Genomic DNA, 14,753 nt, shown 5'->3' with positions numbered 1-14,753 from the left:
TGCGGCCAAATCGCGATGCTGATCCTCTAGTGGTCGCGCTGGTCCCGGCTAAGGCCTGGGACGGGTGAAATTGTCTTCGAAGTGCTCCACCAACGCTTCAAAACGTGGCTTATCCCGTGCAGGGAAGGTGATCTCGAAGGCCGAGAAGGTCTGGTGATCGGACGAGAACAATACCTTCGTATAAAAGATCGTATCCTTCCTCTCCCCGCCATAGAAACCGGAAAGGACAAACCAGGAGTCACCCCCGGCCCTATAAGTTGTGGTGCTGAGCTGCGCACCGGTTTCTAGCCGGTCTTCCAGTGCCTCCCTGGTCATTCCTTGCGCGGGGCCACCGTAGAGGTTCACGGTGGCTTGCCCACCGATTTCCCGAAGAGCCATCCCAGGTGTCCCTTCCGCTTCGACGACCTCGAAGGCACCCAGTGGCAGTGCCGCCGAGAAGCCATAGGCGCTGTCCAGGTAGGGTTGCCATCCGCCGCTGACCTGAGCCAACGCGGCCGGCGTTATGCTCAATGATGCGACAAAGACCAACGCAGCGAATCGGAACATGTCTTCCTCCAAGGCAGTGGGATGTTCCCTCAATGTCTGGGGTGCCGGTCTGTTCCTCGAGGCATGTTACGTTTGATGCGATCCAAACTTGCCGTCTTGACCCTAGAGTGATGCCGACCCAAAGTTAGGCATGGCAACAAACATCTGATCAGCCGCGACCTGTGGCATCGAGCCAAGTGCAGTCACGCAGAAGTGCGGGACGCAGCAACCGTCCATACCCTGATCAGAGATTTCCAATGCCCACACTCTATCTGACCTGCGGCCTGCCCGGCTCCGGCAAAACTTCCCTCGCTAAAATCATTGAGCATGAAGTACCTGCCCTCCGTCTGACCGGAGACGACTGGATGCACAGGCTTTACCCCGGAATCTCGACGCCGGAAGCCGAACTTGGACCTTGCCGAGGCCGAGTGGAGCAACTGCAATGGCAAGTCGCGCTGCAAGTGCTTCGCCTTGGCTGTAGCGTTGTCGTTGATTGGGGAGTGTGGTCACGGGCAGAGCGCGATACCTGCCGAGAAGAAGCTCGCGCCGCTGGTGCACGGGTCGTCCTCTGCTTCCTTGATGTCCCGTTTCAGGAGCTCTGGGACAGGGTCGCAACCCGGAATGCCGCGCGTCCAGCCGATACCTTCGAAATCTCACGGACAGACTTGCGTAGGTGGTCAAAACTCTTCGAACCTCCCACGGAAGAGGAGTTGGCAAATTACGATCTGCCTGGCGACCTTGAGTTCCGATGACCTCACTCTGACATCGCTGGAGCGTTGGCTGTGCGTGGCAGGTTTTGGGTACGGTGCATCCACGACAAATGGCGGAAATGGGGTCGGATTCAGCCGCCCCGACCACGCGATGTCATGCCGGCGAAGGCCGGGGTCCACCCTAGGTATGGCGACGAAAACGATGGTTGGGCTGGCTGAAGAGTCCGTGCTCGCGGTGCATCTGGGCCATTCGACCATAGGTCTCATGGCCTTAGGACCTAAAATCGCTCCACTGGAGCGATTTTGCCGCGAAGCGGCCGGTCCTAAGTATTAAACTTGAACAGCATGACGTCGCCGTCCTTGACGACATATTCCTTGCCTTCGTCGCGGGCCTTGCCGGCTTCCTTGGCTGCGACTTCGCCGCCCAGGGTTATGAAGTCCTCGTAGCCGATGGTCTGGGCGCGAATGAAGCCGCGCTCGAAATCGGAGTGGATGACGCCGGCCGCGGCCGGGGCCTTGTCGCCCTTGTGGATAGTCCAGGCGCGCGTCTCCTTGGGACCGACCGTGAAGTAGGTCTGCAGGCCGAGCAGGGCATAGGCCTCGCGGATCAGCCGGTTGAGGCCGGCTTCGTGCAGGCCCAGGCTTTCGAGATATTCAGCCTGCTCGGCATCGGGGAGCTGTGCCAGCTGGCTCTCGATTTCTGCCGAGATGATGACGACACCAGCGCCATTGGCATGGGCATAGGCTTCGACGGCCTTGCTCATCTCATTGCCGTGCTCGGCCGAGCCCTCGTCGACATTGCACACATAGAGCACGGGCTTGGACGTCAGCAGCTGCAGCTCCTGGAAGGCCTTCTCTTCTTCGGCTGAACGCTCGACGAAGCGGGCTGACTTGCCCTCGCGCAACAGCACGAGCGAGCGGTCGATCAGGTCGAGCGTGACCTTGGCGTCCTTGTCATTGCCCTTGGCTTTCTTCTCGACGCCGGTGCGGCGCTTCTCGAGGCTTTCGAGATCGGCCAGCATCAGCTCGGTTTCGACCACTTCGGCGTCGGCCAGCGGATCGACCTTGTTGGCGACATGGATGATGTTGCCGTCTTCGAAGCAGCGCAGCACATAGGCGATGGCGTCGCATTCGCGGATATTGGCGAGGAACTGGTTGCCCAGGCCCTCACCCTTGGATGCGCCCTTCACCAACCCGGCAATGTCGACAAAACTCATACGAGCCGGCAGCACGTTCACCGACTTGCCGATTGCCGCGAGCTTTTGCAGCCGCGCGTCGGGCACGGGCACGTCACCCACATTGGGCTCGATGGTGCAGAACGGAAAATTCGCTGCCGCTGCGGCGGCGGTGCGTGTGAGTGCATTGAAAAGGGTCGACTTGCCGACATTCGGCAGGCCGACAATGCCCATCTTGAAACCCATGGGGATGCTCCGGAAACTGTTGGTCACCACATCGGCGGTCGAGCCGCATAAGTCAATGCACTCGGTGGGCTTGTGTAGCAGGCCTTTCGCCGTTCAGGCCGGATAAGCGGAATAAACGGCCTTGCTCTGGTCAATGCCGTGCTGGGTTGCAAAGGCCTCTGGGTCAAAGCCTGCGCCCTCATGGCTGGCTCGTACGGCGGCGCCTGCGACTGGCAGGAATGAAGCATCCTCCCATTCGACAAGTGTCACGATGTTGAAGCGGCCCGTGCCCTCGATCCGCTCGAACCATTGGTCGCGCACGAAACCGGGCTGGCTGCGCAGCACGACCAGGGAGCGTTGCGCGGCACTGCGGAACTGGGGCAGTGCTGCGGAGGGAACCTGAAAACTGTCGATACGAAAAACGGCGGCCATGAGAATTCCTATTGGTTGGTTGCGCCAACGTTGGCAATACCAATCAATATTGGATCGTTGGTCCTGTCAACGAATATCGGCTATGATATGGGCCATGGATCCGACCGATATCGAAATTGCCCCGCTTCTCGACGCGCAGCCCTCGCGACTGCTGTCGCAGGTCGCATTGATGGTGACGCGCAGTACAGCGCAGGCGCTCGAACGGCTCGATGCTCATCGCAATCACTTTGCGGTACTGGCGACGCTTCAGGCCTTTGGCCCGCAGAGCCAGGCAGAGCTGTCGCGCCGCACAGGCGTCGATCGCAGCGATATTGTGGCGGCCATTGATCAGCTTGAGCGGGACAAGACGGTATCGCGCGCTGTTGATCCCACCGACCGGCGGCAGAACATCATCACGCTGACATCAGTCGGCGAGGCGAGGCTTGAAGAACTGGCGGGAGCGCTCGAGCGCGCGCAGGCGGCTGCATTTGCACCGCTGAGCCAGACCGAGATGTCCGACTTGGTCTCGATGCTCGGCCGGCTGCGGGAGCATCACCGTCGCCGGGTCGGTGACGACGCCGGGACGTCGTGACGTCTATTCACTACCGAAGAGTTTCTTGAGCATATTGGCCATCGGACCCGTCTCGGGCAGTTTGGCCTGCGGCTTGGCGGGACGCGCCTGCCTGATGTGGCTCTGTGCTTTGGGGGCCGGCTTTGCAGCTGGTTCGTCGGCGGCCCGGGTTGCCAGCGCCAGCTTGTTCATGAAGCCGCTGTCGTCGCCCTTGATCAGCATGTCGGCATGCTTGCCGATGCCCTCGAGCAGGGGCGCCAGCCAGTCCTGGTCAGCCTTGGCGAAGTCGCCCAGCACGTGGTTGGTCACATATTCCTTGCCGGGATGGCCGATGCCCAGCCGGACGCGCTTGTAGTCGAGCCCGATCTGCGGATCGATGGAGCGCAGGCCATTGTGCCCGCCATTGCCGCCGCCGATCTTCACCCGCACCTTGCCCGGCGCAAGGTCGAGTTCGTCATAGAAGACGATGATGTCGGCCGGCTCGATCTTGTAGAATTTGGCGACCTGCTGGACGCTGTCGCCAGAGCGGTTCATGAAGGTCTGCGGCTTGAGCAGGATCACCTTCTCGCCGGCGATCGTCCCTTCGGCCAGACTGCCCGCATGCTTGGAGCGGAACTGGGTGATCCCGTTCTCGCGTGCAATGGCGTCGAGCGCCATGAAGCCGATATTGTGGCGATTGCCTTCATATTGGTTGCCGGGATTGCCCAGGCCGACAAGCAGCTTCATCGCGAACTCCAGAAACGAAAGAGGCGGCCCGAAGGCCGCCTCGAACTCTTAGCAGAAAGACGGCAGAAGGACGATTACTCGGCCTTGGGCTCGGCTTCGCCTGCTTCTTCAGCCTCATCCTCGGTGCCAGCCGACTTGAGAGCCGACGGGGCGACGATGGTGGCAATGGTCACGTCTTCTTCGTGGCTGTGGTCGACGGCGCCAGCAGGCAGCTTGATCGACGAGATGTGGACGGTGTCGCCGATATCGAGACCGGTCAGATCGACGGTCACTTCCTCGGGGATGTTGTCCGCATCGACGGTCAGGTCGAGCGTATGGTGCACGATGTTCAGGGTGCCGCCGCGCTTGAGGCCCGGGCTGGCTTCTTCATTGATGAAGTTGACATGCACCTGGACGTTGAGCTTGGAACCCTTGCCGACGCGGAGGAAGTCCACGTGCATCGGGAAGTCCTTGACCGGATCAAGCTGGTAGTCGCGCGGAATCACGCGATGCTTGGTGCCGTCCACATCGAGTTCGATGATGTGGCTCAGGAAACCGCCAGCATAGATGTACTTGTGCGCATCCTTGTAGGCGAGGGCGATGGTGACGGGGGCTTTCTTGTCACCGTAGATAACTGCAGGAACGAGTCCCTGACGGCGCAGTTCACGAGCGGCCCCCTTGCCCACTCCCTCACGCGCCTGTGCCTTGAGCACCTTTGTAGTCGCAGCCATGGAAATATCCATTCTGGTTGGTGTATGCGTCACTACAACAGCATACGCGCCCGTCCTCCAGGGGTGACGAGCGCTTCATGAGCGGGGCTATAGCCGAAAGGGGCGGGAGGGGCAAGCGGGAAGGGTTTAGCCGTCCTGCAGCTTGTTGCGCTGGGCCGCCAGATATTGTCGCACGGCCTCGTCGGTGGCCAGGCCCATGGCCAGGGTCAGCGCCTCATGCGCCTCCGCCTTGCGGCCGGCGCGCGCCGCCAGGTGGCCCCGTGCAGCCCAGTAGGGCTGGTAGTCCGCCATGCGCCGGTCGGTGGCGATCGTGTCGAGGCTGGCCAAAGCGGCCTCGGGACCTTCAACCTCCATCACGGCGGCAGCCCGGTTGAGCACGACCACCGGCGATTGCGTCAGGCGCAGCAGCACGTCGTAGAGCGCCACCACGGCATCCCAGTTGGCACGCCCGCTGATCCGCCGGGCGACATGGGCCGATTGGATGGCCGCCTCGATCTGGTAGCGCCCGGTGGGGCCATGTGCATTGGCATCGCGCAGCAGCGCTTCGGCGCTCACGATCTGTGGCTCGTCCCACAGGGCAATGTCCTGGGCCTCGAGGGGCACATAGGCGCCGCTGCCATCGCGCCGGGCTTCCCGTCGCGCTTCGGCATAGAGCATCAGGGCCAGCATGCCCTTGGCCTCCGGCTCTTCGGGCAGCAGCGACACCACCAGCCGCCCCAGCCAGATGGCCTCGTCGGCCAGCCGCTCGGCCGTCGCATCGCCGATCTCGGTCCAGCCCTTGGCATAGGCGGCATAGATGGCGCCCAGGACGGCGTCGAGCCGCTCGGCAAGGGACTCCCGCCCGGGTATTTCGAATGGGACGCCGGCTTCCTTGATGCGTGCTTTGGCGCGGACGAGGCGTTGGCCCATGGTGGCCGGCGGTATGAGGAAGGCCGCGGCGATATCGATAGCGGTGAGACCCAGGATGGTCTGCAGGATCAGCGGCGCGCGCATGCCGGCCTCGATTTCAGGGTGGGCGCAGGCGAACATCAGGGCCAGTCGCCGGTCCGGAATGGCGTCAGGGTTGGCAGCGGCTTCCGCAAGTTCTTCGGTCATGAGCTGGATATGTCCCTCTCCGGCGGTGCGGGTCTGCCGTCGTCTGACCGCGTCGGTCTGGCGGCGTCGGGCGACAGTCAGCAACCATGCATCGGGATTGGCCGGAACGCCGTGCTCCGGCCAGGTCTTGAGTGCGCTGGCGAAGGCCTCCGCCAGCGCATCTTCGGCGCCCGCCACGTCGCGGGTGCGGGCGGCAAGAAAGGCGAGCAGGCGCCCATAGCTCGCGCGGGCAACCTGCTCGGCAGTCTGGCGCGCCGCATCGTCCATCAGTTCTTGCCAGCGTCCACAACCTGGCGGATCTCGATGGTGCCGAAACGGGAGCTGGGGCAACGATTGGCCCATTCCACCGCCTCTTCCAGCGTCGCCACGTCGATGAAGAAGTAGCCGGCGAACTGCTCCTTGGTATCGGTATAGGGGCCATCGAGCACATCGGTCTTGCCGGCGCGGCTGCGCACGATGGTGCCGTCCTTGCCGGGCTGCAGCCGTTCGCCGCTGGTGAAGCCGGCACCCGCCTTGGCGAGAGCCTGGTTGAAGGCGGCGTAGTCGGCCCAGAGCTGCTGCTGGTTGGCATTGGCCAGGGCTTCGTCGTCGTTGTGAATGACCATCATGTAGCGCATCGCGTTTTCCTTTCATGGTCGGCGCATCATGCTCCGATGCAGCAATGTCGGTGCGCCATGACGGCTTTCGACTTTTCGACGCAAAATTGTCAGTCGGGCCCGTAACCGGGGTGGAAGGGGCGGATTTCGATGGGACCCCAGGCCGCCGCCGGGCACAAGGCTGCCAGTTCGATCGCCTTGGCCATGTCAGGTGCCTCGATCATGAAATAGCCGCCAAGCTGCTCGCGCGTCTCCGCATAAGGGCCGTCATGCACCTTGAGCTCGCCGTCATACCTGGTGATGGTGCGGGCATCTTCAGTCATGCCAAGGGCGGCCGTCGATACAAAGGCGCCGGCCTTTTCCAATGTGTGCTGGTAGGCCGACATCTGCTGCATGGCCTTGGCCATCTCGGCCTGGGGAATGGCGGCGCCCGCCTTTTCGTCGGCATACAGCATCAGCATGAACTTCATCGCGCGTCTCCTCGTTGCGGGCAGCATAGCCCTTCAAGGCAATGTCGCGCGAGGATCGGCGATTTCGACGGCGAGGGGGGAAATTAGTCGAACAGGCTCGACACGCTCTGCTCGCTGGCCGTCCGCGCAACGGCCTCGCCGATCAGCGGGGCAATGCTCATGCGGCGGATATTGCCGGCATTTCGCTGGGCCTCGGTCTCTTCGATCGAGTCCGTCACCACCAGTTCCTTGAGCTTGGATGCGGCGATGCGTTCGGCGGCGCCCTCGGACAAGACGCCATGGGTCAGGTAGGCCGAGACTTCCTTGGCGCCGGCATTCAGCAGCGCTTCGGCAGCGTTGACCAGCGTACCGCCACTGTCGACAATGTCGTCGATCATGATGCAGGTCTGGCCCTCGACATCGCCGATGATGTTCATCACTTCGCTGACGCCGGCGCGGGGACGGCGCTTGTCGACGATGGCCAGGTTGGCGCCGATGCGGCCAGCGACATTGCGCGCCCGGACCACGCCGCCAACGTCGGGCGAGACGATCATGACATTCTTGACGTCATAATTGTCCTGGATGTCACGCACCATGACGGGGGCGGCAGTCAGGTTGTCGGTGGGGATATCGAAAAAGCCCTGGATCTGGGCGGCGTGCAGGTCGAGCGTCAGCACGCGGTTGGCGCCGGCTTCAGTGATGAGATTGGCCACCAGCTTGGCCGAGATCGGGGTGCGCGGCGCCGATTTGCGGTCCTGCCGGGCATAGCCGAAATAGGGGATGACCGCGGTGATGCGCCGGGCCGACGAGCGGCGCAGCGCATCGATCAGGATCAGCAGTTCCATCAGGTTGTCGTTGGCCGGAAAGCTCGTCGACTGCAGGATGAAGGCGTCTTCGCCGCGCACATTGTCATGCACCTCGACATAGACTTCCTTGTCCGCGAAGCGCTTGACCGTGCAATCTGTGAGAGGAAGCTCGAGGTAGCTGGCGACGGCCTGGGCAAGGGCACGGTTGGAGTTGCCGGTCACCAGCTTCATGGGGCGCGATCCTGTCTCAACTACGCCCCGGGCGGCGGGGGTATCCAGTTTCGCGGGCAGCTTTAGCGAGTCCCCTCCGGCCGCGCAACGCAACAAATGGATGAAGGGTAAAGAATTACGTCAGGCCGATGATGGCGATCTGGCGGCCGGTCTTGGTGCCCTGGTGGGTGGCGTAGCGATGGGAGAAATAGCGGTCGGGATGGGCATAGGTACAGCCACCGACCCGGTCCACCGTTCCGATACCGGCGGCCCGCAATTGCCCCTCGACGAAACCGGGCAGGTCGAAATGCGTGCGCTTGCCCGGCGGCACGTGAAAATAGCGCCAGCCATCGGGCTGCAGCGCCACAAACTCGGTCATGAATTGCGGGCCGACCTCGTAATTGTCGCCACTGATGGTGGGGCCAATGACGGCGACGATGCGCGCTGGAGCGGCGCCGAGCCCGGTCATCGCTGCGACGGTGTTTCCAATGATGCCGTCCACTGCGCCGCGCCAGCCGGCATGCACGGCCCCTATGACGCCGGTCTCTTCGTCGGCCAGCAGGATGGGTGTGCAGTCGGCGGTGAGGATGCCCAGCGCCAGTGTCGGCAGCCGGGTCACCATGGCGTCGGCTTCGACCGGCACGTCATTGTCCGGATAGTCGGTCAGCACGCGCACACTGGGGGAATGCACCTGCTTGAGCAGATAGAGGTTCTGGCGCAGATAGCCCAGCGCCTGGGCCGCTCCGGTACGGTTGGCCTCGGCCAGGTGCGGCTTGTCGCCCAGCGCAATGGACATGTTGTTGGAGGCGAATTCGCCCTCCGAATGCCCGCCCTGGCGGCCGAAAAAGCCATGGCGCAGCGCTGGCATGGCAGCAAGCGCTTCGCTCTGTTCGAAAGGCACGGTCATGGCGCAAAGCCTGGCGGGAACAGGCCGGGGCTGTGGGCGCAGAAGGCCTTGAACAGCTCCCCCATCTGCCCGGGCTCCGCCAGCCGCGCCTTGGCGGCAGCGATGTCGGCAGATGAACCCGGATTGGCCGCGCTCAGTGCCTTGGCGCGTTCGTTAAGGCCCAGCCGCGTCAGGAAATCCCCCTGCGTCGCCAGCGGTTGCACAGCCAAACCTGCCTTGGCAGCGACATTGCCCAGAGCCTCGAAGTCGACATGGGCGGAGAGATCGGTCTCACCCGGCGCATCCAGCACATCGGCATATTGATGCCGGCGCACGCCCTGCAGGGTTTCCCCGGTCTGGGTGCGGGCATAACCGTAGTCCACGGCAAGGATAGCCCCGCCCTGGGTCGAAACGATGCTGGCAAGCCGCTTCATCACCTCGCCATTGGCCAGCCCCACCTCGAATACGCTGTTGGGCGCGGCATCGGCAACGGCTTCGGGCATCGCTCCGGGCGGGATCGGCGTCGGGTTGAGCCCGAAGCTGCGGCGGCCCTCGCTCAGGCCCACCATGCGCTCGTGCCAGCCATCGTCCATGCGGACGAACTGGCGGATGGGCAGGGCGTCGAAGAACTCGTTGGCCACAACCAGGAGCGGGCCATCGCCGACTTTTTCGAAGGCATCGATCCATTTCGGACCATATGCTTCCAGTCGCGCATTCTGCTCGGCAATCAGCGCCGGATTGGTCTCGAACAGCCGCAGGTCCAACGCATCGCGAAACCCTTCGGCGCGGCAGGCGACGCGCAGCATGTCGGCCATCAGCGTGCCGCGGCCCGGCCCAAGCTCGAGCAGGGTGAAGGCCTTGGGGCTGCCCATCTGCTGCCAGACGTTGACGCAGAAGAAGCCCAGCAGCTCTCCGAACATCTGGCTGATTTCCGGCGCGGTGACGAAATCGCCCTTGGCACCAAGGGGGTCCGCACTCTTGTAATAGCCCTTGGACGGATGGGTGAGGCAGAGCCCCATATAGCTGGCAATCGACATCGGGCCGCTGGTGCGGATCTGCATGTCGATCAGTTCGGGCAGGGTGGGGGCGTCGGTCATGCCGGAGCCCGCAGTGCGCTCTCTTTGCGGGTGGCCGCATAGGCGATCAGGCCCAGCCCGGCCAGCACGAGCGGAATCGAGAGCACCATGCCCATGGTCAGCCAGCCGCCAAAGAGATAGCCGATCTGGCTGTCGGGCAGGCGCACGAATTCCACCGCGATGCGCGACAGGCCGTAGCCCACCCCGAAGATACCGGCGACCATGCCGGGTCGGCGCAGCGCATAGAAGACGTGGGTTGCCACGCGAATGAGCAGGAACAGCAGCAGGCCCTCAAGTGCGGCCTCATAGAGCTGGCTGGGGTGGCGCGGCAATTGCTCGGGGTCGGTGGGGAAGACCACGCCCCAGGGCAGGGTGGTCGGCGCGCCATAGAGTTCGGCATTGATGAAGTTGGCGATGCGCACGAGGAAGATGCCGATGGTCGAGACGGAGGCGATGAGGTCGAGCCCGCTCAGCCAGTTGCCATTGCCCTTGAAGCGCGTGAACAGCACCACCGCCAGCATCAGCCCGAGCATGCCGCCGTGATAGGACATGCCGCCATCAAGCGTGTTGATGATCTGGCCCGGATTGGCGAGATAGTAGGGCAAGTTGTAGAACAGCACATAGCCGACGCGGCCGCCGAGCACGATGGCCAGCATGGTCCAGAAGGCGAAGTCCCAGATATCCTTGGCCGCAAAAGGCGGTTCGCCCTTGTGCCAGAGCCGGCTATTGGCCAGCAGCAGATAGCCATAGGCGGCGCCGAGACCGACGCCGAACAGGTAGCCCAGCGCATACCAGCGCACCGCAAAGGGGCCGATGGCAAAGGCGATGGGATCAATATTGGGGAAGGGCAATAGCGGCTCCTGCGGCAATCGGCCGGACCATTGCCGCTTCGGCCTCTCTGGTCAAGTCGGGCGGTGTGACCTAAGTAGTGGCTTACAGGGCCAAACCAAGTGGGTGTGTGCGATGAGCCAGAACAACAGGATCTTCGATGATCTGGGCCGATTGATGAACGAGGCGGCTGGCGTTGCCGACGGCGTCCGTCGTGAAGTCGAGACCGCGGTCAAGTCGCAGGCCCAGCGGCTGGTAGCCGATATGGACCTGGTCAAGCGCGAGGACTTCGACGCGCTGCGCGAACTGGTTCAGGTGCAGGGCGAGGAAATCGATGCGCTGCGCAAGGAACTGGCTGCGCTCCAAGGTGGCAAGGGCAAAGCCAGCTAATTGCGTGTCGCCGTTATCTCGGACATCCACGGCAATGCCCTGGCGCTTGACGCCGTGCTGGCCGACATAGTGCGCCATGGCGTGGATGCCGTCTTGAGCCTGGGTGACAATGTCAGTGGACCGGTCGATCCGGCCGGTACAGCCCAACGGCTGATGGCGCTGGGTGGCCTGTCCGTCCGGGGCAATCACGATCGTTGGACAGTCGACTTGTCCCTGCGCGGCTCGGGCGCCATCGACGCCTTTGCGCGCGCGCAGCTGAACCCTTCCCAGCTTGACTGGCTGGCCGGCCTTCCGGCGACGGCGGCCCATTCCGATGCGGTCTTTCTGTGTCACGGCACCCCGGCCGATGACGAGACGCCCTGGCTTGACACCTTCTATAGCGGTCGGACGACCACCGTCCCCGGCGAGGCGCAGGTCGCAGCGCTGGCCGGCGGCTTCGACTACCCCGTGCTGCTGTGCGGCCATACCCATATTCCCCGCTCGCTGCGGCTGCTCGACGGGCGCCTGATCGTCAATCCGGGCTCGGTGGGGATGCAACTGGTGCACGGTTCGCCCGATGCGCGATATGCCATCATCGAGCGTCGGCCTTCGGGCTGGCACACCAACCTGCTTGCCGTGCCCTATGATCATGCCGAAGCGGCTCGGCTGGCGGCTGCAAATGGCTTTCCGCAATGGGCGCAGTCCCTCACCAATGGCTGGGTCGGGCCCGAAAGCCTCTCCTGATCAGGTGAATTGCCCTGTTTTGGGCCAGTTTTGCTGGTGGCAAAGCTGCTGCCGTTAACGCTCCGTTAACCCTGCCGGTCCGATCATCCACAAGAGAATGCCGTCCTAGGTCCGCGTCGCGTCCCCTGAATCAGTGGGGCGGTGTAGGGTCAAATCATCAGGACGATTCGTAAGCCCTTGTGCGTGCGGCCAGTTCCTTGAGTACCCAACATTGCCGGCCCTTCGGGCCGCATGACTCGAATTCACGCGTTGCCAGGACGGAACCCGTCGATGTCACTTCTGCAAGTCGAGCCCGATCGCAATGTCCATCCGGTGGACATTATCGAGCATATCGCCTCGATCAACGACTGGTCCTTCGAGAGACAGGATGCCGACGAGATTTCGATCTCGGTGCGCGGCGGCTGGAGCGACTACCACGTCTCCTTCAACTGGATGGAAGACCTCGAAAGCCTCCACATCGCCTGCGCCTTTGATCTCAAGGTGCCCGAAGGCCGACGCACGGAAATCAAGCAGTTGATCTCGCTGATCAATGAGCAGCTGTGGATCGGCCACTTCGACATCTGGAACAAGGAAGGCGTGGTGCTGTTCCGAAATTCGCACCTGCTGACCGGGGGCGCCGATGTGTCGCCGCAGCAATGCGAGGCCTTGCTCCGCTCTGCGACCGACAGCTGCGACCTCTACTACCAGGCCTTCCAGTTCGTGGTCTGGGCTGGCAAGACGGCGGCGGATGCGCTCAGCCATGTCATGTTCGAAACGGTGGGCGAGGCATGAGTGCGGCCCTGCGCAGCATCGGTCCGGTCATGCTGGTCGGCGCCGGCAAGATGGGGCTGGCGCTGGCCCGTGGATGGCTCGATGCCGGCCTGCCGCCCTCCAATCTGTTGCTGGTCGATCCCAATCCCGGCGATGCGGCCCGTGACCTGGCCGAGGATTATGGGCTTACGCTGAATAGCGAAGCGGTCGGTCTGCAGCCCAATGTCCTGGTGCTGGCGGTCAAGCCGCAGATCGCCGACACGGTCATGGCGACACTCGCTCCGGTCGTGGGGCCGCAGACGCTGGCCATCTCCATTGCTGCCGGCATCGATATTGCGCGCCTGTCGCGTGGCTTGGGCATGGGGCGGGTGGTGCGCACCATGCCGAACACTCCGGCGCAGATCGGAAAGGGCATTACCGGCGCGGTGGCCGGTCCCGAGGTGAATGCGCAGGATCGTGACAATGCCGAGGCGCTGCTGCGCGCGGCGGGTCCGGTGGTGTGGTTTGACGACGAGAGCCAGCTCGACGCCGTGACGGCTGTGTCCGGTTCCGGACCGGCCTATGTCTTCCATCTGGTCGAAGCGCTGGCCGCTGCGGGCAAGGCGCAGGGCCTGCCCGATGCCATTGCCGAGCAGCTGGCCCGCCAGACCGTCATCGGCTCGGCTGCCTTGCTGGAGGCTGATCCGGCTACGCCGGCGGTGCTGCGGCAGAACGTGACGTCACCCAACGGGACCACGGCGGCCGGCCTTGCCGTGCTGATGGGCGACAACGGGTTGACGGAGCTTATCGATCGCACCGTTGCGGCGGCCCGGCAGCGCAGCGAGGAACTCGGGCGCGGCTGACCGTCAGCGGCGACGGGCGCGGCGGTCGCGCAATTCCAGCAAATGGTCCCGGATCGCAGAGACCCAGCCCACAAGGTCAGTCTCCCCGCGCTGTTTGAGCACCTCCTCGGTCCCATCCAGTGCCAGATGGGCGGCCAGAACGTCGTTCTCGTTCCGGGTCACCCCATAGCGGGCCATATAGACCAGAGCGAGATTGGCGCGGCAGGAAGCCCAATCCAGAGGGGCTGTCGTCTTGCGGCGATGCTTGAGCGCCGCTTTCAGCAGCTCCCGCGCCTGGTCGAGCTGGCTGAGCGCAATATCCTTCGAGACATCGGGGAGCTGGGCGAGCGTGCACAGCGCCACGGCCAGGTTGGTCTCGACCTCGCTGCGCAGGTCGGCGGGCAGATCGGTTTGCAGCAGGTCAGTATAAAGCCGCACGGCGGCGTCGAAATCCCGCTTTCCGATGAGGGTTTTGGCATGAGCCAGCTTGGCCGCTACGGTCTCGCCCGCAGCGCGGGATTTGCTCACCGCATTCACAGATATGACGCCATTGCTTCGGCCCGCCGCACATTGCCCCAGGCTTTAATAAACATTGATCCAATGGGCGGCAACAACCTGGCTGCCCGGTCAATGCATAGGCGGCTTGCCAAAGAAAAAGGGCGCGTCCCTCCAAGTTGGACGCGCCCTTTCGTGTCTGTTTGACCGGGGCCTAGGCCGCAGTCAGATTGTCGGCGGCGGACTTGCCGGTCCGCTTGTCCTTGACGATCTCGTAGTTGACCTTCTGGCCCTCATCGAGACCATTCAGCCCCGAGCGCTGAACGGCGGAGATGTGGACGAATACGTCCGCCCCGCCTTCGTCGGGCTGAATGAAGCCATAACCTTTTTGACCGTTGAACCACTTTACGGTGCCAGTTGCCATGATGCGCGTTCCCTCGTGCAGTCGCTGCTGGTAGGCGGTCCGGGCCACTATTGGCCCAGGACTGGTTGATATCGAAATATCGGAAAGTGACGTCAGCAGGCGCGAATGGAATTCGCAGGATCAGATCGGTCGGCCGCAATATTCGATCAGG

The 14,753-nt window shown here is 63.3% G+C and carries 20 protein-coding genes; 6 read left to right on the top strand and 14 right to left on the bottom strand.

Going from position 1 to position 14,753, the window contains the following annotated elements; translation table 11 throughout:
• Positions 1-48: 48 nt before the first annotated feature.
• Complete coding sequence (locus ACLI1C_RS14240) at positions 49-546, bottom strand: hypothetical protein (RefSeq protein ID WP_411397776.1); 498 nt, start codon at positions 544-546, stop codon at positions 49-51.
• Between the two features lie 176 nt (positions 547-722).
• On the opposite strand from ACLI1C_RS14240, the gene ACLI1C_RS14235 reads away from it, so the two are divergent.
• Complete coding sequence (locus ACLI1C_RS14235; protein WP_411397774.1) at positions 723-1,277, top strand: AAA family ATPase; 555 nt, start codon at positions 723-725, stop codon at positions 1,275-1,277.
• Positions 1,278-1,558: 281 nt separating this feature from the next.
• On the opposite strand, the gene ychF is transcribed toward ACLI1C_RS14235, so the two are convergent.
• Together ychF and ACLI1C_RS14225 are read right to left on the bottom strand one after the other, a co-directional pair.
• A complete protein-coding gene (ychF, locus tag ACLI1C_RS14230) occupies positions 1,559-2,656 on the bottom strand; it encodes a redox-regulated ATPase YchF (RefSeq protein ID WP_411397772.1) in 1,098 nt (365 codons plus the stop codon).
• 93 nt (positions 2,657-2,749) lie between these two features.
• Positions 2,750-3,067: an antibiotic biosynthesis monooxygenase gene (locus tag ACLI1C_RS14225; RefSeq protein ID WP_411397771.1), complete on the bottom strand. Its 318-nt coding sequence runs from the start codon at positions 3,065-3,067 to the stop codon at positions 2,750-2,752.
• A gap of 94 nt (positions 3,068-3,161) precedes the next feature.
• Here ACLI1C_RS14225 and ACLI1C_RS14220 point away from each other — a divergent pair, with 94 nt between their 5' ends.
• Entirely contained in the window at positions 3,162-3,638 is a 477-nt protein-coding gene (locus tag ACLI1C_RS14220; protein WP_411397770.1) for a MarR family winged helix-turn-helix transcriptional regulator, read from the top strand.
• Between the two features lie 3 nt (positions 3,639-3,641).
• On the opposite strand, the gene pth is transcribed toward ACLI1C_RS14220, so the two are convergent.
• The 9 genes from pth to lgt all read right to left on the bottom strand — a co-directional run bounded on the left by pth (position 3,642) and on the right by lgt (position 11,022).
• On the bottom strand, positions 3,642-4,343 hold the full coding sequence (gene pth / locus ACLI1C_RS14215) for an aminoacyl-tRNA hydrolase (RefSeq protein ID WP_411397768.1): 702 nt from the start codon (positions 4,341-4,343) through the stop codon (positions 3,642-3,644).
• A gap of 74 nt (positions 4,344-4,417) precedes the next feature.
• Positions 4,418-5,053 (bottom strand): 50S ribosomal protein L25/general stress protein Ctc, encoded by a 636-nt coding sequence (locus ACLI1C_RS14210; protein ID WP_411397766.1) that lies wholly within the window; start codon positions 5,051-5,053, stop codon positions 4,418-4,420.
• Positions 5,054-5,179: 126 nt separating this feature from the next.
• Complete coding sequence (locus ACLI1C_RS14205) at positions 5,180-6,415, bottom strand: RNA polymerase sigma factor (RefSeq protein WP_411397765.1); 1,236 nt, start codon at positions 6,413-6,415, stop codon at positions 5,180-5,182.
• A complete protein-coding gene (locus ACLI1C_RS14200; RefSeq protein WP_411397763.1) occupies positions 6,415-6,765 on the bottom strand; it encodes a YciI family protein in 351 nt (116 codons plus the stop codon). Before ACLI1C_RS14200 ends, ACLI1C_RS14205 begins: the two co-directional genes overlap by 1 nt.
• Positions 6,766-6,854: 89 nt before the next feature.
• The gene (locus ACLI1C_RS14195; protein WP_411397762.1) at positions 6,855-7,214 is read right to left on the bottom strand and encodes a YciI family protein; all 360 of its coding nucleotides are present in this window, start codon (positions 7,212-7,214) and stop codon (positions 6,855-6,857) included.
• Between the two features lie 83 nt (positions 7,215-7,297).
• Positions 7,298-8,230, bottom strand: coding sequence for a ribose-phosphate pyrophosphokinase (locus ACLI1C_RS14190; protein WP_411397760.1), 933 nt, complete (start codon positions 8,228-8,230; stop codon positions 7,298-7,300).
• Between the two features lie 115 nt (positions 8,231-8,345).
• On the bottom strand, positions 8,346-9,116 hold the full coding sequence (pgeF, locus tag ACLI1C_RS14185; RefSeq protein WP_411397759.1) for a peptidoglycan editing factor PgeF: 771 nt from the start codon (positions 9,114-9,116) through the stop codon (positions 8,346-8,348).
• The gene (locus tag ACLI1C_RS14180; RefSeq protein ID WP_411397758.1) at positions 9,113-10,192 is read right to left on the bottom strand and encodes a class I SAM-dependent methyltransferase; all 1,080 of its coding nucleotides are present in this window, start codon (positions 10,190-10,192) and stop codon (positions 9,113-9,115) included. The genes pgeF and ACLI1C_RS14180 overlap by 4 nt, the downstream gene beginning before the upstream one ends.
• Complete coding sequence (gene lgt / locus ACLI1C_RS14175) at positions 10,189-11,022, bottom strand: prolipoprotein diacylglyceryl transferase (protein ID WP_411397756.1); 834 nt, start codon at positions 11,020-11,022, stop codon at positions 10,189-10,191. Before lgt ends, ACLI1C_RS14180 begins: the two co-directional genes overlap by 4 nt.
• A 112-nt stretch (positions 11,023-11,134) precedes the next feature.
• Between lgt and ACLI1C_RS14170 the strand changes: the two genes are divergently transcribed.
• The 4 genes from ACLI1C_RS14170 to proC all read left to right on the top strand — a co-directional run bounded on the left by ACLI1C_RS14170 (position 11,135) and on the right by proC (position 13,704).
• The gene (locus ACLI1C_RS14170) at positions 11,135-11,389 is read left to right on the top strand and encodes an accessory factor UbiK family protein (RefSeq protein ID WP_411397754.1); all 255 of its coding nucleotides are present in this window, start codon (positions 11,135-11,137) and stop codon (positions 11,387-11,389) included.
• Positions 11,390-12,112, top strand: coding sequence for a metallophosphoesterase family protein (locus ACLI1C_RS14165; RefSeq protein WP_411397752.1), 723 nt, complete (start codon positions 11,390-11,392; stop codon positions 12,110-12,112).
• Between the two features lie 270 nt (positions 12,113-12,382).
• Entirely contained in the window at positions 12,383-12,883 is a 501-nt protein-coding gene (locus tag ACLI1C_RS14160; RefSeq protein ID WP_411397751.1) for a YbjN domain-containing protein, read from the top strand.
• Positions 12,880-13,704, top strand: a complete 825-nt coding sequence (proC, locus tag ACLI1C_RS14155; RefSeq protein WP_411397749.1) for a pyrroline-5-carboxylate reductase — start codon at positions 12,880-12,882, stop codon at positions 13,702-13,704. The genes ACLI1C_RS14160 and proC overlap by 4 nt, the downstream gene beginning before the upstream one ends.
• A gap of 3 nt (positions 13,705-13,707) precedes the next feature.
• Here proC and ACLI1C_RS14150 read toward each other — a convergent pair whose 3' ends face one another.
• Positions 13,708-14,211, bottom strand: a complete 504-nt coding sequence (locus tag ACLI1C_RS14150) for a hypothetical protein (RefSeq protein ID WP_411397747.1) — start codon at positions 14,209-14,211, stop codon at positions 13,708-13,710.
• Positions 14,212-14,392: 181 nt separating this feature from the next.
• Positions 14,393-14,602 carry a cold-shock protein gene (locus ACLI1C_RS14145; RefSeq protein ID WP_332691596.1) on the bottom strand — a complete coding sequence of 70 codons (210 nt, stop codon included), beginning with the start codon at positions 14,600-14,602 and terminating at the stop codon, positions 14,393-14,395.
• Positions 14,603-14,753 lie beyond the last annotated feature (151 nt).

This window comes from Devosia sp. XGJD_8 (genome assembly GCF_046614475.1).
GTDB lineage: Bacteria > Pseudomonadota > Alphaproteobacteria > Rhizobiales > Devosiaceae > Devosia.
The sequence above is the reverse complement of the archived record's forward strand: the minus strand, read 5'-3'. Positions and strand labels throughout refer to the sequence as shown.

Bases quoted from the DNA above. Each gene is read 5' to 3' on its own strand.
- ACLI1C_RS14240 (WP_411397776.1), bottom strand. From the start codon at position 546: ATGTTCCGATTCGCTGCGTTGGTCTTTGTCGCATCATTGAGCATAACG.
- ychF (WP_411397772.1), bottom strand. From the start codon at position 2,656: ATGGGTTTCAAGATGGGCATTGTCGGCCTGCCGAATGTCGGCAAGTCG.
- ACLI1C_RS14225 (WP_411397771.1), bottom strand. From the start codon at position 3,067: ATGGCCGCCGTTTTTCGTATCGACAGTTTTCAGGTTCCCTCCGCAGCA.
- ACLI1C_RS14220 (WP_411397770.1), top strand. From the start codon at position 3,162: ATGGATCCGACCGATATCGAAATTGCCCCGCTTCTCGACGCGCAGCCC.
- pth (WP_411397768.1), bottom strand. From the start codon at position 4,343: ATGAAGCTGCTTGTCGGCCTGGGCAATCCCGGCAACCAATATGAAGGC.
- ACLI1C_RS14210 (WP_411397766.1), bottom strand. From the start codon at position 5,053: ATGGCTGCGACTACAAAGGTGCTCAAGGCACAGGCGCGTGAGGGAGTG.
- ACLI1C_RS14205 (WP_411397765.1), bottom strand. From the start codon at position 6,415: ATGGACGATGCGGCGCGCCAGACTGCCGAGCAGGTTGCCCGCGCGAGC.
- ACLI1C_RS14200 (WP_411397763.1), bottom strand. From the start codon at position 6,765: ATGCGCTACATGATGGTCATTCACAACGACGACGAAGCCCTGGCCAAT.
- ACLI1C_RS14195 (WP_411397762.1), bottom strand. From the start codon at position 7,214: ATGAAGTTCATGCTGATGCTGTATGCCGACGAAAAGGCGGGCGCCGCC.
- ACLI1C_RS14190 (WP_411397760.1), bottom strand. From the start codon at position 8,230: ATGAAGCTGGTGACCGGCAACTCCAACCGTGCCCTTGCCCAGGCCGTC.
- pgeF (WP_411397759.1), bottom strand. From the start codon at position 9,116: ATGACCGTGCCTTTCGAACAGAGCGAAGCGCTTGCTGCCATGCCAGCG.
- ACLI1C_RS14180 (WP_411397758.1), bottom strand. From the start codon at position 10,192: ATGACCGACGCCCCCACCCTGCCCGAACTGATCGACATGCAGATCCGC.
- ACLI1C_RS14170 (WP_411397754.1), top strand. From the start codon at position 11,135: ATGAGCCAGAACAACAGGATCTTCGATGATCTGGGCCGATTGATGAAC.
- ACLI1C_RS14160 (WP_411397751.1), top strand. From the start codon at position 12,383: ATGTCACTTCTGCAAGTCGAGCCCGATCGCAATGTCCATCCGGTGGAC.
- proC (WP_411397749.1), top strand. From the start codon at position 12,880: ATGAGTGCGGCCCTGCGCAGCATCGGTCCGGTCATGCTGGTCGGCGCC.
- ACLI1C_RS14145 (WP_332691596.1), bottom strand. From the start codon at position 14,602: ATGGCAACTGGCACCGTAAAGTGGTTCAACGGTCAAAAAGGTTATGGC.